The sequence below is a fragment of the Hansschlegelia sp. KR7-227 genome, from assembly GCF_049446035.1.
Classification (GTDB): domain Bacteria; phylum Pseudomonadota; class Alphaproteobacteria; order Rhizobiales; family Methylopilaceae; genus Methylopila.
Map to the genome: position 1 here is coordinate 210070 of NZ_JBMSEA010000001.1, position 15987 is coordinate 226056.

The window sequence follows — 15987 nt, forward strand, 5'->3', positions numbered from 1 at the left end:
CCTCAGCCCGCGACCGAATCCAGCGGGATCAGCTCCGACTCGGCGACGTGGCGCGTGCGCCCGTCGTCGAGGCACAGCACGCGATAGCCGAGCTGGCCGTTTTCGGCCGGCAGTCGCGCGACGATCTCCGCAAGCTGCGGCTTAGGTCCGAGAGGGCTCCCGACGAAGCGGGCCCGAGCTCCGATTTCGAATTCATGCATATGTGAACGTCCTCCCAGGCGCGTCAGATGAGGCGCGGCGGCGTCTTGACCAGTGCGTCGGCGGCGAATTCCGCGTCTTTCATGCAGCGCCTCCCCGCCAATCGGGGCGCGATGCGGCCGTCGCACGCGAGACGCGACTGCGCTAACCTTCACGAGGCCGTCGCGCATGGCTCGCGCGTCCGTGATCTTTCTGCGCGAAGGGCTTCGGCTCGGCGGACGTTGAGAGGGTCAGCGAGTCCCGCGGCTCGCCGCGCCCCGCGCATTGGAGCAGATCGCCGATCGATGGCAGGCCGCGCCTCACTCTTCGTCATGGTCGCGCTGGTCGTCATAGGCGGCGCGGCGTGGCGCCTGCATTGGGCGGCGGACGCCGCGATTCCGACGACGAAGCCTGTCGCGCGCATCCCCGTTCAGATCGCGGCCGTCAGCCGCGGGGACGTTCCGGTGTCGCTGACGGGCCTCGCGACGGTCCAGCCGCTCAACGTCGTCACGGTGCGGAGCCGCGTCGACGGCGAGATCATGCGGATCGCCTACGCCGAGGGGCAGACGGTCAAAGAAGGCGATCTCCTCGCGGAGATCGATCCGCGCCCCTACAAGGCGTCTCTCGACCAGGCGAAAGCCCAGCAGGCTCAGGACGAGGCGCAGCTCGCCAACGCCGAGCGCGATCTCGCGCGCTCGCAGCAGCTCGCGCAGAGCGCCTACGCCTCGCGCCAGCAGGTCGACCAGCAGAAGGCGATGGTGGCGCAGCTCACCGCCCGCGTCGCCGGCGACAGAGCGGCGGTCGAGAGCGCGGAAGTCCAGCTCGCCTACACCACCATCCGCGCGCCGATGGCCGGCCGCGTCGGCTTCCGTCTGGTCGACAAGGGCAATCTGGTGCGCGCCTCCGACGCCACCGGCATCGTGACGCTGTCGCAGGTCCAGCCGATCACGGCCGTCATGACGCTGCCCGAGCGCCATTTCGGCGACGTCTCCGCCGCGCTGAAGCGCGGCGAGGTGCGGGCGTGGGCGATCGATCCGGACGGGCGCGAGCTCGGCGCAGGCGAACTCAGCGTGCTCAACAGCCAGATCGACCAGGCGACCGGCACCTTCAAGGCGAAGGCGACCTTCGCAAATGGCGACGGCGCGCTCTGGCCCGGCCAGTCGGTCAGCGTGCGCATTCTGATCGACACGTTGCAGAATGTGGTGACGGCGCCGGACGACGCCGTGCAGCGGGGCCCCGACGGCGCCTTCGCCTATGTCCTCAAGGACGATTCCACCGCCGATCGCCGCAAGATCGCCGTGGCGCGGCAGGCGGACGGCGTCGCGGTCATCAGCGACGGGCTCGCCGCAGGCGATCGGGTCGTCACGGCGGGCGCCTCCCGCGTGCAGGCCGGAGCGCGCCTCGACGCCGCCGAAGCTCCGCAGGCGGAGGCCGGCGCGCGTCCGGGCGAAGGCCGCGCCGCGCAATGATCGGCTCCGGGCCGGGCGGATCCGCCGGAGGCGGGGTCTCCGGCCCCTTTATCCGCCGCCCGGTGGCGACCTGGCTGATGATGGCGGCCGTGACCTTGACCGGCGCGCTCGCCTTCCTGCGGCTCCCAGTCGCGCCCCTGCCGCAGATCGACTTCCCGACGATCCAGGTCACCGCGACGCTTCCGGGCGCAAGCCCGGAGACGATGGCCTCCTCCGTCGCCCAGCCGCTCGAGCGTCAGTTCGCCCAGATCCCGGGACTGACCGAGCTCACCTCCGTGAGCGCGATCGGCGCGACCACGGTGACGGCGGAGTTCGACCTCGATCGCGACATCGACGCCGCGGCCCAGGACATCCAGGCCGCGATCAACGTGGCCGGCGGCCAGCTGCCGCCGAACCTGCCGTCGCCGCCCAGCTACCGCAAGACCAACCCGGCGGACAGCCCGATCCTGCTTCTGTCGGTGCGCTCCGACACCCTGCCGCTGATCGAAGCGAACGACCTCGCCGACAGCCGCCTCGCCCAGCAGATCAGCCAGATCGCCGGCGTCGGGCAGGTGACCATCGGAGGCGAGCAGAAGCCTGCGATCCGCGTCCAGATCGATCCCCGCAAGATCGCCGCGAAAGGCCTGACGCTGGAGGAGATCCGGGGCGTCATGGCGACGGTCACGACCGACAGCCCGAACGGCGTCATCGACGGCGCGCGCCGCGCGCTGACGATCTATTCGGACGGGCAGCTCACCGAAGCCTCGAAGTGGAACGACGTGATCCTGGCCTATCGCGACGGCGCGCCCGTGCGCGTGCGTGACGTGGGCCAGGCGGTTGCGGGGCCGGAGGACCGGCTGCAGGCCGCCTGGATCAACGGCCATCGCGGCCTGTTCCTCGTCATCCGCAAGCAGCCCGGCGCGAACGTGGTCGACACCGTCGACGCCATCAAGGCGGAACTGCCGCGCCTGACCGCGTCCCTGCCGCCGTCGCTCAAGGTCGAGATCATGAGCGACCGGACGACCACGATCCGGGCCTCGCTGGAGGAGGTCGAGCTCACGCTCGCCATCACCATCGCGCTGGTGATCGCCGTGATCTTCCTGTTCCTCAGGAGCGTCTGGGCGACGGTCATACCCTCGCTCGCCGTGCCGATCTCGCTCCTCGGCGCCTGCGCCGTGATGTACGCTTTCGGCTACAGCCTCAACAATCTCTCCCTGATGGCGTTGGTCGTCGCCGTCGGCTTCGTCGTCGACGACGCGATCGTGGTGGTCGAGAACATCGCCCGCCACGTCGAGGAGGGCATGAAGCCGTTCCAGGCCGCGGTGAAGGGGGCGGGGGAGATCGGCTTCACCATCGTCTCCATCAGCGTGTCGCTGATCGCGGCCTTCATTCCGCTGCTCCTGATGGGCGGCATCATCGGCCGTCTGTTCCGCGAATTCGCGATGACGGTGGCGATCACCATCGTGGTCTCGGCGGTCGTCTCGCTGACGCTGACGCCGATGATGGCGGCGCGCTTGCTGAAGGACGAGCGGCATCGGCGGCACGGCCGGATCTACAACGCGATCGAGGGCGCTTTCGAAGGGCTCTTGAGAGGTTACGAGCGTGGGCTCGACCTCGTTCTGAGGTGGCGCTTCGTCACTTTGCTGGTGTTCTTCGCGACCGTCGCCGCGTCGGTCGCGCTGTTCGTGATAATTCCCAAGGGCTTCTTTCCACAGCAGGACACCGGCCTGATCACCGGCTCCAGCGAGGCGGCGCAGGACGTGTCCTTCGCGGAGATGGCGGAACGTCAGCAGGCGTTGGACGCCGTCGTTCTGGGGGATCCCGCCGTCGCGACGGTCGGTAGCCTGATCGGCGCGGGCGGCGGAGCGTCGGCCCCCAATGCCGGGCGGACCTTCATCACGCTGAAGCCCCAGCACGAGCGCGACGCGTCGGCCGACGAGGTGATCGCGCGGCTCCGGCCGAAGCTCGCGGAGATCACCGGCGCGCAGCTCTTCCTGCAATCGGCGCAGGACGTGCGGCTCGGCGGTCGCCGCACGCGCACGCAGTACCAGTACGTCCTTCAGGACGCGGACCTGGAGACGCTGGACGACTTCGCGCCCAAGATGCTGGCCGCGTTGAAGCAGCTGCCGCAACTCCGCGACGTCGCGACCGACCAGCAGGACAGCGGCGCGACGCTGACTCTGAAGATCGACCGCGACCAGGCCTCCCGCTACGGCATCCAGCCGGAGGCGATCGAGAACACGCTCTACGACGCTTTCGGACAGCGGCAGGTGGCGCAGTTCTTCACCCAGCTGAACAGCTACCGGGTGATCCTCGAGGCGCCGCCGCTGCAGCGCGGCGACGTCGGCACGCTGGAGCGCCTCTATGTCCGGTCGCCCGCCAATGGCGAGCAGGTGCCCCTGTCCGCGCTCGCCTCCTGGTCGCAAGACGACACGGCGCCGCTCACGATCAACCATCAGGGCCAATTCCCGGCGGTGACGCTCAGCTTCAACCTCGCGCCGGGCGTCGCCCTCGGGGAAGCAACGGCTGCGATCGAACGAACGCAGCGCGAGCTCGGGGCGCCCGCCTCGCTCGCCGGCTCCTTCGCGGGCACGGCGCAGGCGTTCCAGAAATCGATCTCGAGCGTGCCGCTGCTGATCCTGGCGGCGCTCATCGCGGTCTACATCATCCTCGGCATCCTCTATGAGAGCTTCGTCCATCCGCTGACGATCCTCTCGACGCTGCCCTCCGCGGGGCTCGGCGCCCTCGGCGTCATGTACGCCGCAGGCTTCGAGTTCAGCCTGATCGGGCTGATCGGCATCGTGCTGCTGATCGGCATCGTGAAGAAGAACGGGATCATGATGGTCGACTTCGCCATCGCCGCCGAACGTGGGGAGGGGCTGACGCCCGAGGAGGCGATCAGGAAGGCTTGCCTGCTGCGCTTCCGGCCGATCCTGATGACGACGCTGGCCGCCATGCTCGGCGGGGTGCCCCTCATGCTCGGAACCGGCGTCGGCTCCGAGCTCCGCCAGCCGCTCGGCTACGCAATGGTCGGCGGTCTGGCGGTCAGCCAGATCCTGACGCTGTTCACGACGCCGGTGGTCTATCTCTATCTCGACCGGCTTGCCCGCCACCGGCGCCGGGCTCCGGAGGGCGCCGGCACGCCCGCGGCCGACCCGGCGGAGTAGAGGGCTTCCCCGCCGCGGGCGCGTCGAGGGGACCCACGAAAATTTGTCGACGAGGTCGTGGAATAATCCGGCCTCGATTGTGTCTTTGCCCTCGTAGCCAACGACAAGGAGACGCCCCGATGCTCAAGACCTTCTCCCGCATGGCGCTCGCCGCCCTCTTCGCCGGACTGGCCTCGACCGCCGTCCTCGCCGCCGAACCGGCGATGACCGCGGACTCGGCCAAAGGCAAGATCCTCACCGACCACAAAGGCATGGCGCTCTACACCTTCGACAAGGACAGCCAGGGCAAGTCGGCGTGCAACGGCAAGTGCGCGGAGAACTGGCCGCCGCTCGCCGCGACGAGCTCCGACACGGCCGCGGGCGCATGGACGGTCGTGACGCGCGACGACGGCGGCAAGCAGTGGGCCTACAAGGGCAAGCCGCTCTACGCCTTCGTCAAGGACGCAAAACCGGGTGACGTGGTCGGCGACGGCTTCATGAACGGCGTGTGGCACGTGGCGAAGCCCTGACGCGAGGCCCTGACGTGGGGCCGGCCTGAACCGCCGCCGCTTTCCCAAGTCCGGCGGGCCCTCATGGCCGCAGACGAGAGCGCCCGTCCTCGCGCCGCCGATTCCGGCGTTGAGGCGGAGCGCTGAGGCGTCGCCGCGTGACCACGCGTGGCCCGCGGTCTGGCCAGACCGTCGAGCGGCGTCGGCCCCCGGGGGTCTCGACGTCGCCCCCGACGGATCGCGGCCTCGCGGTCACGACGCTCGGGGAAGCCCGGAGTTTTCGATTTTCCCGGTTCCGATCCGTCAAGAAGCGCAGCGCGATGATGTGGAAATGGTTCGCTCGCCGTCGCGGCGTGTTATTTGCGTAGCGACCACCGCGCACCAGACGACTCGCGCATGGGTCCGGCGCCGGGCCGAGTCGACCGAGCATGCGAGCGACCAAGACGTGATGACGAGCGACGCCCCCAGTCCCGACTCCGTCCTCGCGGTCCCAGACGACCGCGGATATGAGGCGTTGCGGCTCGACAATCAGCTGTGCTTCGGCCTTTACGCCGCGGCCCACGCTATGACCCGGGCCTATCGGTTCAGGCTCGGCGCATTGGGATTGACCTACCCGCAGTACCTGACGCTGCTCGCGCTCTGGGAGCAGGACGCGCAGAGCGTGTCCGAGCTCGGGAGGCGACTGCGCCTCGATTCGGGAACCCTGACGCCCTTGCTGAAGCGGATGGAGACGGCCGGGCTACTGGCGCGCTCGCGGAGCCGCGCCGACGAGCGCGAGGTCGAGGTGACGCTGACGGCGCGCGGCCAGGCGTTGCGGGACGAAGCGACCGGCGTGCGCGCCGGCGTCGTCTGCCAGCTCGCCATGTCCGACGAGGAGATCGGCCGGCTGCGCCGCGACATCGACCTCGTGATCGAGCGGCTCGACGCCGCGAGCCCCGATCGCGTTCCCGGAACCTGACGCCCCGGGCGACGGCGCGCGCGCGAAGCTCGCGGCTCAGACGTCGCGGTCGTTCCGCAACAGGCGCGTCAGGAGGTCGATCTGCTCCTGCTGTTTCACCAGCAGCGCCTCGATCGCTTCAGTGCGCAGGTGGTCCATCTTGTCGTGCAGCGCCATGATTTCGATCTCGGCCTTGAGGTTCACCTCGTAATCGTGGCGCGCGTCCAGCCGATCCCTTTCCGCCTGGCGAGCCTGGCTCATCATGATCACGGGCGCCTGGAGCGCCGCGATCATGGACAACAGCAGGTTCAGGAAGATGAAGGGATAGGCGTCGAAGGCGCTCTGGCCGAGCAGGGCGTTCGCGGCCGCCCAGCAGGCGAGGAACGCGCAGAAGCTGATGATGAACGTCCACGAGCCGCCGAACGTCGCCACCTTGTCGGCGACTCTCTCGCCGAAGCTGAGCTGACCGTCGAAGGTCTCGTTGACGTCCTGCGAGAGGGGGCGGCGCTCAACCGTGCGTCCGAGGACGAGCCGTTCGCTGTCGTCGAGATCGCTCTCGTCCTTGCCGAACCAACGGCGGGCGAGGGAGGGGATGTCGCGATGGATCGTCGTCATGGACCTTAGGGCTCCTCATGGGGCATGACGCGCGAGGGGGTCATGCCGCGCCGTAAGCATATCGGAGACCATTTCCGCAGTGGGGGGCGCATAAGCGCGGCCACCGTCTCACGGTCGTTCGCCTCCGGGTCGACGATGCGCCCCGGTTCGAACGCGCCTCGCATCCGCCCTAGGGATCGACTGCTTCGCAAGGGGGTGGTGGGCCCGGCAGGACTCGAACCTGCAACCAGACCGTTATGAGCGGTCGGCTCTAACCATTGAGCTACAGGCCCCCGCCGCAGGCATACGCCGACAGGCCGGGGCTTGTCATCGTCCGCCGTCGGGAAAGGTGATGGCGGGCGCCTCGCGGCGCGGATCGCGCGGAGGGCGGGCCGGGCTTAGGGCTCGGCGGGGGATCGCGCGGCGGCGACCGGAAGAGGAGGTGGGATGGGGCGGATCGGCGGGGCCTTCGCGGCGATCGCAGGCGCGCTCGCGCTCGGCGTGGCGGCGCTCGTGGCGTGGGCGCCGGGCAAGGCGGCGATCCCGGCCGACACGCTGGTCGTCGGACAGATCGCCGAGCCGAAATCGCTGGACCCGGCGGCGGTTTCCGCGACCAACGACTTCCGCATCCTGGTCAATCTGTTCGAGGGGCTGACGCGCTTCAAGAAGGGCTCGCTCGAGCCGGAGCCGGGGCTGGCGGAGAGCTGGGAGATCGCCGACGGCGGCCGCACCTATCTGTTCCATCTCCGGCCGAACGTCCGGTTCCACGACGGCACGCCGTTCGACGCCGAGGCCGTGAAGTTCAATTTCGAGCGCATGCTCGAGCCGAAGCACCCGCAGGCTGCGACCGGGCCGTTCCCGCTCGCCTTCTTCTTCCAGGCGGTGAAGCGGATCGAGGTGGTCGATCCGCTCACGGTGCGCTTTCGGCTGGACCAGCCCTTCGCGCCGCTGCTGTCGAACCTCGCTTACCCCGCCGGCCTCATCGTCTCCCCCACGGCCGTAAAGCGGCTCGGCAAGGGTTTCGCGCGCGCGCCGGTCGGAACCGGGCCGTTCCGCTTCGCGGTCTGGCAGAGCGAGCGGCAGGTCCGGCTGGAGCGCTTTGACGGCTATCGGGACGGCGCGCCGAAGCTCGCCGCGCTGGTGTTCCGCCCGATCGCCGACGCCAATGCGCGGGTGAGCGAGATGCTGGCCGGCGGGCTCGACCTGATGCTGGAGGTTCCGCCCGACACGCTCGCGACCTTCCGCCGGTCCGACCGCTTCGCGCTTCACGAGGCGGAAGGGCCGCATCAGTGGTTCCTCATCCTGAACGCGAAGGAGGGGCCGTTCTCCGACGTCCGCGTGCGCCGGGCGGTGAACTATGCGATCGACAAGCGCGCCATCGTCGACGCGATCCTCCAGGGCGCGGCGACCGTGCCGGCCGGCCCGATCCCGCCGGCCTTTGGCGACGCCAGCGATCCGAATCTGAAGCCGTACCCCTATGACCCCGACACGGCGCGGGCGCTGATCCGCGAGGCGGGCGCTGAGGGCGAGAGCCTCACGCTGCTCGCGGCGCAAGGCGGGTCGGGGATGCTGGAGCCGATCGCGATGGCGACCGCGATCCAGTCCGACCTCGCCAAAGTGGGTCTTCAGGTGCGCATCGAGACCATGGAATGGAACGCCTATCTCGCGCGGGTGAACGGCGGCCTCAAATCGGACGACATGGCCGAGATGGCGTGGATGACCAACGACCCGGACACGCTGCCTTATCTTGCGCTGCGCGCCGCCGCGACGCCGGAGAAGGGCGGCTTCAACGCGGGCTCCTTCGGGAACGCCGAGCTTGACGGTCTGCTGGAGCAGGCGCGGCGGGAGACCGATCCGGCGTCCCGGAACGCGCTCTACCGGCGCGTCGACCACCTCGTTCACGACGCGGCGCCTTGGGCCTTCGTCGCGAGCGGCAAGCAGACGGCGGCGACCGCGAAGGGCGTGACCGGCTTCCGCCTGGAGCCGTCGTTCCTGGTCGAGCTGAAGGACGTCGGAAAGGGATGACGGCCTTCGCCCTGCGACGGCTTGCGCTCGCGGTTCCCGTGCTGCTCGGGGTGTCGATCGTCGTGTTCCTCGTGATCGCGCTGATCCCCGGCGATCCTGCGCTCGCCATTCTCGGGACCTTCGCGACGCCGGAGACGGTCGCGCGCCTGAACGCCGAACTGGGCCTCGACCAGCCGCTGCCCGTCCGCTACCTCGCCTGGGCGAAGGGCGTCGCGACGGGGGATCTCGGGCGCTCCTACGCGCTCGACCGGCCGGTGCTCGACGAGGTGCTGGATCGGTTGCCGCCGACCCTGATCCTCGCCGGCGCCGCGCTGTCGCTCAGCGTGGTGTTCGGCGTCGCCGCCGGCGTGGTCTCGGCGGTCCGCCAGAACGGCTGGGCCGACGGCGCGATCCGCATCGCGCTGCTCATCGGGGTGTCGACGCCCTCTTTCTTCCTCGGGATCCTGCTGATCCTGTGGCTGTCCGTCGGTCTCGGCTGGTTCCCGACCGGCGGCATGACCTCGCTGTTCGGCGGCGGCGGCGCGTTCGATCTTCTCCATCATCTCGTGCTGCCGGCGACGACGCTCGCCGTGGTGGCGACGGCGATCCTCGGCCGGGTGACGCGCGCCGCGATGCTCGAGGTGGTCCGGCAGGACTTCGTGCGCACCGCGCGCGCCAAGGGCGTCGTCGAGGATCGGGTGATCGGAGTCCATGCGCTGAAGAACGCGCTGGTCGCGGTGGTCCCCGTGATCGGCCTGCAGGCGGGCTACGTTCTCGGCGGCGCGGTCTATGTCGAGACGGTGTTCCAGTGGCCGGGCGTCGGCCGCATGCTCGTCGAGGCGATCGGGCGGCGCGACATTCTGCTGGTGCAGGGCGGGGTGCTCGCGGTCGCGGCGCTCTACGTGCTGGTCAATGTCGCGACAGATCTCGCGCAGGCCGCGCTTGATCCGAGGCTGCGGACATGAGCGCCTCGGCCGTCGCCGGCGACGCGGCGTTCGCAGCGTCGCGGCCTTTCGGGAGGCTCATACGGCAGCCGCTCGCCGCGACCGGGCTCGTCATCGTCGCCGTCTTCGCCTTCGCCGCGCTGGCGGCGCCCTGGCTCCCGATCGCCGATCCCAATCTCGCGGTCCCGACCGACCGGTTGAGGCCGCCCTTCGGCGATCACGGCCTGCTCGGAACAGATCAACTGGGCCGCGACGTGCTCGCGCGCGTGGTTTGGGGGCTGCGCGTCAGCCTCGCCGTCGGCGCCGCCGCGACGCTGTCGGCGGCGCTTGTGGGGTCGGCGATCGGGCTGGTCGCAGCCTTCTATGGCCGGCTGGTCGACGCCGCGTTGATGCGGCTGATCGACGTGCTGATGGCCTTCCCGTATCTGCTGCTCGCTCTGGCCGTGGTCGCCGCGCTGGGTCCGGGTCTGGCGAACGCGGCGCTGGCGATCGCCATCGTCAACGTGCCCTTCTTCGCGAGGGCGGCGCGCGGCGCCGCCCTCGGCGTCGTCCGTCGCGACTATGTCGACGCCGCCCGGCTTGCGGGGCTGTCCGACCTTCGCATTCTTCTGACCGAGGTGCTGCCCAACGTGGCTCCGCTCATCGTGGTGACCGCCGCAACCACAGTCGGCTGGATGATCCTGGAGACGGCGGGCCTCTCGTTCCTCGGGCTCGGCGCGCAGCCGCCTCAGGCCGATCTCGGCTCCATGCTGGGCGACGGGCGCAAGCTCGTGGTCGCGGCTCCGCATGTCGCCGCGGCGCCCGGCGTCGCGACCTTCCTGCTGGTGGTCGGACTAAACCTGCTCGGCGACGGCCTGCGCGACCTGCTCGACCCGCGCCTCGCGGAAGGCGGCCGGGGCGGCGCGCCGGCGCCCGCCACCGCGGTCCAGCGCGCTCCGCCGGCGTCACAATTGCAGGACGGGCTTCTCGTGATCGAGGGACTCGAGACTGCCTTCGACGGGCCGTCCGGCCGGCACCCCGCGATCCGCGACCTCCACATCGCGCTCGCGCCCGGCGAGGCGCTCGGCGTCGTGGGGGAATCCGGCTCGGGCAAGTCGGTCGCGGCGTTGTCGGTGACCCGGCTGGCCGCCTCTCCGCCGGGGGTGATCGTCGCCGGGCGGGTGGTTCTCGACGGCGAAGACCTGCTCGAGGCCGATCACGAACGCCTTCGCGAAATCCGCGGGGCGCGGATCGCCTATGTCTTCCAGGATCCGTCGACGACGCTGAACCCGCTGATGCCGGTCGGCCGCCAGATCGCCGAAGCCGTGCGCAGCCACAGGAGAGTCGGACGCGGCGAGGCGGGGACACGCGCCCGCGCGCTGATCGCGGATGTGGACCTGCCGGATCCGGAGCGCGTGTTCGCCGCCTATCCGCACGAACTCTCCGGCGGCCAGCGCCAGCGGGTGGGCGTCGCCATGGCGCTCGCGAACGACCCCGACGTGCTGATCGCCGACGAACCCACCACGGCCCTCGACGCCACCACCCAGGCGCGCGTGCTGGCGCTGTTCTCCGCGATCCGCAGGGAGCGCGGCGCGGCGCTGATCTTCGTCAGCCACGACTTCGGGGTCATCCAGGCGCTCTGCGAACGCGTGGCCGTGATGTATGCCGGCGAAATCGTCGAGCAGGGTCCGACAGCTGAGGTGCTGGCGTCGCCGCGCCATCCCTACACCGCGCGCCTTCTGGCCTGCGCGCCGACGCTCGGCGAGCCGGATCGCGCGCTCGATGCGATCGAGGGCTCTCCGCCCCCGCTCGACCGACGTCCCACCGGCTGCGCTTTCGCTCCGCGCTGTCGGCTCGCGATCGACGCATGCCGCGCCGCGCCCATCGCCCTGACGGCCGTCGGGGAGGGACGGGCGGCGCGCTGCATCCGGACCGAGATGGTGGCCGATGGCCGCGCCTGAGCTCGTTCTCGAAGCGCGCGAGGTCATGCGGACCTTCGGGTCGGGCGCGGCGGCGCTGGTCGCGGTCGACCGCGTGACGCTCGGCGTCGCCGCGGGCGAGGCTCTCGGAATCGTGGGCGAAAGCGGTTCCGGCAAGTCGACGCTGGCGCGCATGCTGGTCGGCCTGTCGGCGCCCGACTCCGGATCGGTGGCGCTCGACGGCGAAGCGGTCGACGCCAGGCGGCGCGTCCACCGGAGGCGGCTGCTGACCCGCGTCCAGTTCGTGTTCCAGGACCCCGCCAGCGCCTTCAATCCGCGCCGCACGGTCGGTCAGGCGCTGGAGGCGCCGCTGATCGGGCTGACCACTCTGAACGCGGCGCAGCGGCGCGACCGCGTGGCCGAATTGCTGACGATGGTCGGTCTTCGGCCCGACCATGCGGCGCGTCATCCGCATGCCTTCTCCGGCGGCCAGTTGCAGCGGGTCGGCGTCGCGCGCGCCCTGGCGGCGGCGCCGGCGATCCTCGTGCTCGACGAACCGGTCTCGGCGCTCGACGTCTCGGTGCAGGCGCAGGTGCTCGCGCTGCTGCGGTGCCTGCGGACGGACGCAAACATCGCGATGGTCTTCGTCAGCCACGATCTCGCGGTCGTCGAAAGCCTCTGCGACCGAATCGCCGTCATGCGGCGGGGCCGCGTGGTCGAGGAGGGGGCCTGCCGCGACGTGCTCGCGGCGCCGCGCGAGGACTACACGCGAAGCCTGATCGCGGCGGCGCGCTTCGAGGCGGCTTGACGAAGCCCTCCGCCGCCCGATCTCGGCTCGACAGATGTCCCAGCCATTCCCCCGATGAGCGCCTCCGCCGCCGACCGCCGTCGCGAGATCGACCACGGCTTCGCGCTCGACCTCGGCCGCGCGGCGGGCGGGGCGATCGTCTTCGTGCTGCCCGTGCTGATGACCATGGAGATGTGGCAGCTCGGCGCGACGCTCGAGCGCTGGCGCATTGCGGTCATCCTGGCGGGCGTCCTGCCCCTGCTCGTCGGGCTGTCGCATTATGTCGGCTTTGAAGACACGGAGACCTGGCTCGACGACGTGCGCGACGCCTTCGTGGCGATCGCGGTGGGCTTCGTCGTGTCGGCGGCGGTGCTCGCTCTGTTCGGCCTGATCGAGCCGCAGCACTCCTTCGACGAAGCGCTCGGCGCGATCGTCATCCAGACGGTGCCGGCGAGCTTCGGCGCGGTCCTCGCGCAAGGGCAGCTCGGCCAGAGCGACGAGAAGGAAAAGCGCCGCAACCGGCAGGCCGGCTACCCCGGCGACCTGCTGTTCCTGGCCGCCGGCGCGCTTTTCTTGTCCTTCAACATCGCCCCCACCGAGGAGATCGATTTGATCGCGGCCTCGATGGGGCCGTATCACGCGATCGCGCTGGTGCTGGTCTCGCTGATCGCAATGCACGCGATCGTCTATCTCGTGCGCTTCGCCGGGCAGGACGCGCGGCGGCCGGAAGGGCATGGCTTCTGGAGCCTGTTCGTCCGCTACACGCTCGGAGGCTACGCGGTCGCATTGCTGGTCGCTGCGGCGATGCTCTGGGCGTTCGGCAGGCTCGACGATCTCGGGCCGGTGGCGACGCTGCGGCTCGTGGTCACGCTCGGCTTTCCCGCCGCCATCGGCGCCGCCTTCGCGCGGCTGATTGTGGGAGGCGGCGACTGATGGCGGAGAACGGACAGGACGAGGCGGCGAAGCCGCGCGAGGTCGGCCGGCTGGAATGGGCGGTCGGCGCGCTCGGCGCGCTCATCGTCGTCGCCGTGCTGGGGATGCTCGGCTATGAGGCCGCGGTCGCCCGGGACGGGCCTCCGATCCTTCTGACGCGCGTGATCGCCGTCACGCCGACGGAGGCCGGTTTCGTCGTCCGGTTCGAGACCGAGAACCGCGGCCCGTCGACCGCGGCCGAGGTGGTCGTCCGCGCGACGCTCAAGGAGGGCGATCGGACGGTCGAGGACATCGAGACCACGCTCGACTACGTCGCGCGCCGCTCGCGCCGGGAGGCCGGGGTGATCCTGCGGCGCGACCCGGCGTCGGGCGCGCTCGAGATCGCCGCCGTTTCGTATCGCAAGCCGTAAGGAGACGTCGTGGACAAGGTGGTCCTGAAGGTGGAGTGCAGCCGGACGACCTGACGCGCCCTCCGGGGGACGTCGGGCTCGACGCGCAAGTCCGCTTTCGGCAGGGTGCGGCCGAACAGCAAAGACGCCGAGGACCACGTCTTGACCAACCACGACATCGCCGAAACCGCTCGCCTGCTCGACGAGGCGCGCGCCCCGAACGGTCCTCTCGACGCGTTTCCAGAAGGACGTGCGCCCGCCAACGAGACGGAAGCCCTCGCGATCCACGAGGCGCTCGTCGCGCGCCACGGACCGGTCGTGGCGTGGAAGACCGGCGCGCCCACGCCGACGGCCGAGCCGATGTACGGCCAGATCGCCGGAGACACGCTGCATTCGAGTCCCGCGGCGATCCCGGCGGCGGCCTTCCGGCTTTGGGCCGTCGAGGCGGAGATCGCCGTGACCTTGGCGCGGGACCTTCCCGATCGCGAGACCCCCTATGACGCCGAAGAGGTTCTGGCCGCGATCGGGGCGTGGCACGCCGCGATCGAGGTGCTCGACACCGCCTTCGCCGACTGGCACGCGGCGTCGCCTCTGTGGAGGATGGCCGACCGGCAGAGCCATGGCGCGCTGATCATTGGACCCGGCCGGCCGGAGCGCCCGTCCGGCGCGCTCGATCGGCTGCCGGTGCGGCTGCTCGTCGACGGCGAGGCGGCCTTCGCCCATGAGGGCGGAAACACCGGCGGCGACCCGGTCCGACTGCTGGTCGGCCTGGCGAACCGCCTGCGGGGGTCGGCGCGGCCTTTGAAGGCGGGCGACGTCGTCACCACGGGCTCGACGACGCCGTTCCACCAAGTGGGCGCCGGTCAGCGGGTCGTGGCGGACTTCGACGGGCTGGACGTCGCGGAGCTTGTCGTCGGGGCTTGAGCGGGCGCCTGGGCCCCGCGCCGCAGGTTCGGCCGCAGCGGCGAGAAGGCGTCGTCGATGTTTCCGCCGAACTGCCCGAGCTGATCGCCGTAGCCGCGCCGCACCTTCGGGTCGACCACCGCCAGCGGCGCGTTGATGATGACGCCGGCGGCGGAGCCCGCCGTCGACGCGACGCCGGACGCCACTTGGCCCACCCGTTCGCCGAGACTGAGCTCGCTGTCGGAGATCTGCTGACCTGCGACGAGCCGGCCGCCGATCGCCTTCACGACCTCCGGGCTCTCGGCGAACTTACCGTGCGCCAGTCGGTCGTCGGTCTGAAGATCCGTGAGGTCGAAGGCGTCGATCTTCTGGGTCCGGAACTCGGAGGCGTAGGGCTCGGTCTTCGGATCGATCGCGCCAAGGCGCGGCACCCTGCCGGCGAGGCGGCTCGAAACCAGCAGCGCGCGATCGTCCGTCGACGTGAAGATCGTGAAGCGGGGCCGCTCGGCAGGCGCGCCCATCTCGCCCAGCTGCTGCCGGAAGACGTCGACGTCGACGTCCGGCGCGGCGAGGATGACGTTTCGGATCTTCGGCGCGATGCGGCCGTTGCGAATCGCCATCTGGCGCAGCGATTCGAGCGCGAGGAAGCTGCCCATGGAGTGCGCGAGCACCGAGACGTCCTCGACCTCGGGCGCCTTGGCGAGCTCCTGCAGCGCCTCCTCCAGCGCGTCGCGGGAGTAGTTGGTGCTCTCCCGGTCGTAATTGTAGGCGAAGACGCTGCCCCGCGACGGCCAGGTGAAGAGCACCGGCACGGCCTCGGTGCCGGAATCGTGCACGATCTGGGCGAAGCGGTAGACCGCGTCTTCGTAGGTGTTGTTGAAGCCGTGGACGAACAGCAGCACGTGGCGCTTCCGGCCCTTGGTCTCCTTTCGGAACCAGAATCGGGCGCCGGTTCGGTCCACCGGGCGGACGCTCATCGTGGAGAACTCCACGGCCGGGTTGGCCGGAAGCTTCTTCGGCCATTGCACCTCGCCGATCTTGCGGACGCGATCGGGCGGGATCGAGATGGTGATGTCGGTCAGAGAGAGCTTCGAACTGCGCTCGCCGGAGAACAGGAAGCCGGGCTCGGGCGAGGCTTCGCGCGTGGTCAGCGTCATCAGCTCGATCTGCGACGCGCCCGGCGCCGAAAGTCCGTCCGGGGTCAGGACGCCTTCCGCCCGGCCGCCGCAGCCCGCGAGCGCGAGACAGGCGAGAAACGCAAAAACTGTGTGATCAGGCCGCACGCGGCGCCGCCCCCGGGCATACTCCGGCGTCGCCG

At 70.4% G+C, this 15987-nt stretch carries 14 protein-coding genes and 1 tRNA gene; 11 read left to right on the plus strand and 4 right to left on the minus strand.

Going from position 1 to position 15987, the window contains the following annotated elements; genetic code table 11:
• Positions 1–2 precede the first annotated feature (2 nt).
• Complete coding sequence (locus tag ACO2RJ_RS00900) at positions 3–200, minus strand: hypothetical protein (protein WP_423266129.1); 198 nt, start codon at positions 198–200, stop codon at positions 3–5.
• Positions 201–482: 282 nt separating this feature from the next.
• On the opposite strand from ACO2RJ_RS00900, the gene ACO2RJ_RS00905 reads away from it, so the two are divergent.
• The 4 genes from ACO2RJ_RS00905 (at position 483) to ACO2RJ_RS00920 (ending at position 6238) form a co-directional block, all read left to right on the plus strand.
• Complete coding sequence (locus ACO2RJ_RS00905; protein ID WP_423266130.1) at positions 483–1646, plus strand: efflux RND transporter periplasmic adaptor subunit; 1164 nt, start codon at positions 483–485, stop codon at positions 1644–1646.
• The gene (locus ACO2RJ_RS00910) at positions 1643–4792 is read left to right on the plus strand and encodes a multidrug efflux RND transporter permease subunit (RefSeq protein ID WP_423266131.1); all 3150 of its coding nucleotides are present in this window, start codon (positions 1643–1645) and stop codon (positions 4790–4792) included. Before ACO2RJ_RS00905 ends, ACO2RJ_RS00910 begins: the two co-directional genes overlap by 4 nt.
• A gap of 119 nt (positions 4793–4911) precedes the next feature.
• Positions 4912–5301 (plus strand): hypothetical protein, encoded by a 390-nt coding sequence (locus ACO2RJ_RS00915; RefSeq protein ID WP_423266132.1) that lies wholly within the window; start codon positions 4912–4914, stop codon positions 5299–5301.
• Between the two features lie 427 nt (positions 5302–5728).
• A complete protein-coding gene (locus ACO2RJ_RS00920; RefSeq protein ID WP_423266133.1) occupies positions 5729–6238 on the plus strand; it encodes a MarR family winged helix-turn-helix transcriptional regulator in 510 nt (169 codons plus the stop codon).
• Between the two features lie 36 nt (positions 6239–6274).
• On the opposite strand, the gene ACO2RJ_RS00925 is transcribed toward ACO2RJ_RS00920, so the two are convergent.
• Entirely contained in the window at positions 6275–6832 is a 558-nt protein-coding gene (locus ACO2RJ_RS00925; protein ID WP_423266134.1) for a DUF1003 domain-containing protein, read from the minus strand.
• A gap of 196 nt (positions 6833–7028) precedes the next feature.
• A tRNA-Ile gene (locus tag ACO2RJ_RS00930) sits at positions 7029–7104 on the minus strand.
• Between the two features lie 154 nt (positions 7105–7258).
• On the opposite strand from ACO2RJ_RS00930, the gene ACO2RJ_RS00935 reads away from it, so the two are divergent.
• The 7 genes from ACO2RJ_RS00935 to ACO2RJ_RS00965 all read left to right on the plus strand — a co-directional run bounded on the left by ACO2RJ_RS00935 (position 7259) and on the right by ACO2RJ_RS00965 (position 14690).
• Positions 7259–8836 (plus strand): ABC transporter substrate-binding protein, encoded by a 1578-nt coding sequence (locus ACO2RJ_RS00935; RefSeq protein ID WP_423266135.1) that lies wholly within the window; start codon positions 7259–7261, stop codon positions 8834–8836.
• Positions 8833–9780 carry an ABC transporter permease gene (locus ACO2RJ_RS00940; protein WP_423266136.1) on the plus strand — a complete coding sequence of 316 codons (948 nt, stop codon included), beginning with the start codon at positions 8833–8835 and terminating at the stop codon, positions 9778–9780. Before ACO2RJ_RS00935 ends, ACO2RJ_RS00940 begins: the two co-directional genes overlap by 4 nt.
• A complete protein-coding gene (locus tag ACO2RJ_RS00945; protein WP_423266137.1) occupies positions 9777–11699 on the plus strand; it encodes a dipeptide/oligopeptide/nickel ABC transporter permease/ATP-binding protein in 1923 nt (640 codons plus the stop codon). Before ACO2RJ_RS00940 ends, ACO2RJ_RS00945 begins: the two co-directional genes overlap by 4 nt.
• Entirely contained in the window at positions 11686–12465 is a 780-nt protein-coding gene (locus ACO2RJ_RS00950; RefSeq protein WP_423266138.1) for an ABC transporter ATP-binding protein, read from the plus strand. Before ACO2RJ_RS00945 ends, ACO2RJ_RS00950 begins: the two co-directional genes overlap by 14 nt.
• A gap of 54 nt (positions 12466–12519) precedes the next feature.
• Entirely contained in the window at positions 12520–13377 is an 858-nt protein-coding gene (locus ACO2RJ_RS00955; RefSeq protein WP_423266139.1) for a TIGR02587 family membrane protein, read from the plus strand.
• Positions 13377–13787 carry a TIGR02588 family protein gene (locus ACO2RJ_RS00960; protein ID WP_423266140.1) on the plus strand — a complete coding sequence of 137 codons (411 nt, stop codon included), beginning with the start codon at positions 13377–13379 and terminating at the stop codon, positions 13785–13787. Before ACO2RJ_RS00955 ends, ACO2RJ_RS00960 begins: the two co-directional genes overlap by 1 nt.
• 141 nt (positions 13788–13928) lie before the next feature.
• Positions 13929–14690 carry a 2-keto-4-pentenoate hydratase gene (locus tag ACO2RJ_RS00965; RefSeq protein ID WP_423266141.1) on the plus strand — a complete coding sequence of 254 codons (762 nt, stop codon included), beginning with the start codon at positions 13929–13931 and terminating at the stop codon, positions 14688–14690.
• Here the strand turns inward: ACO2RJ_RS00965 and ACO2RJ_RS00970 are convergent.
• Positions 14630–15952, minus strand: coding sequence for an alpha/beta hydrolase (locus ACO2RJ_RS00970; RefSeq protein ID WP_423266142.1), 1323 nt, complete (start codon positions 15950–15952; stop codon positions 14630–14632). The two genes, ACO2RJ_RS00965 and ACO2RJ_RS00970, sit on opposite strands and share 61 nt — an antisense overlap.
• Positions 15953–15987 lie beyond the last annotated feature (35 nt).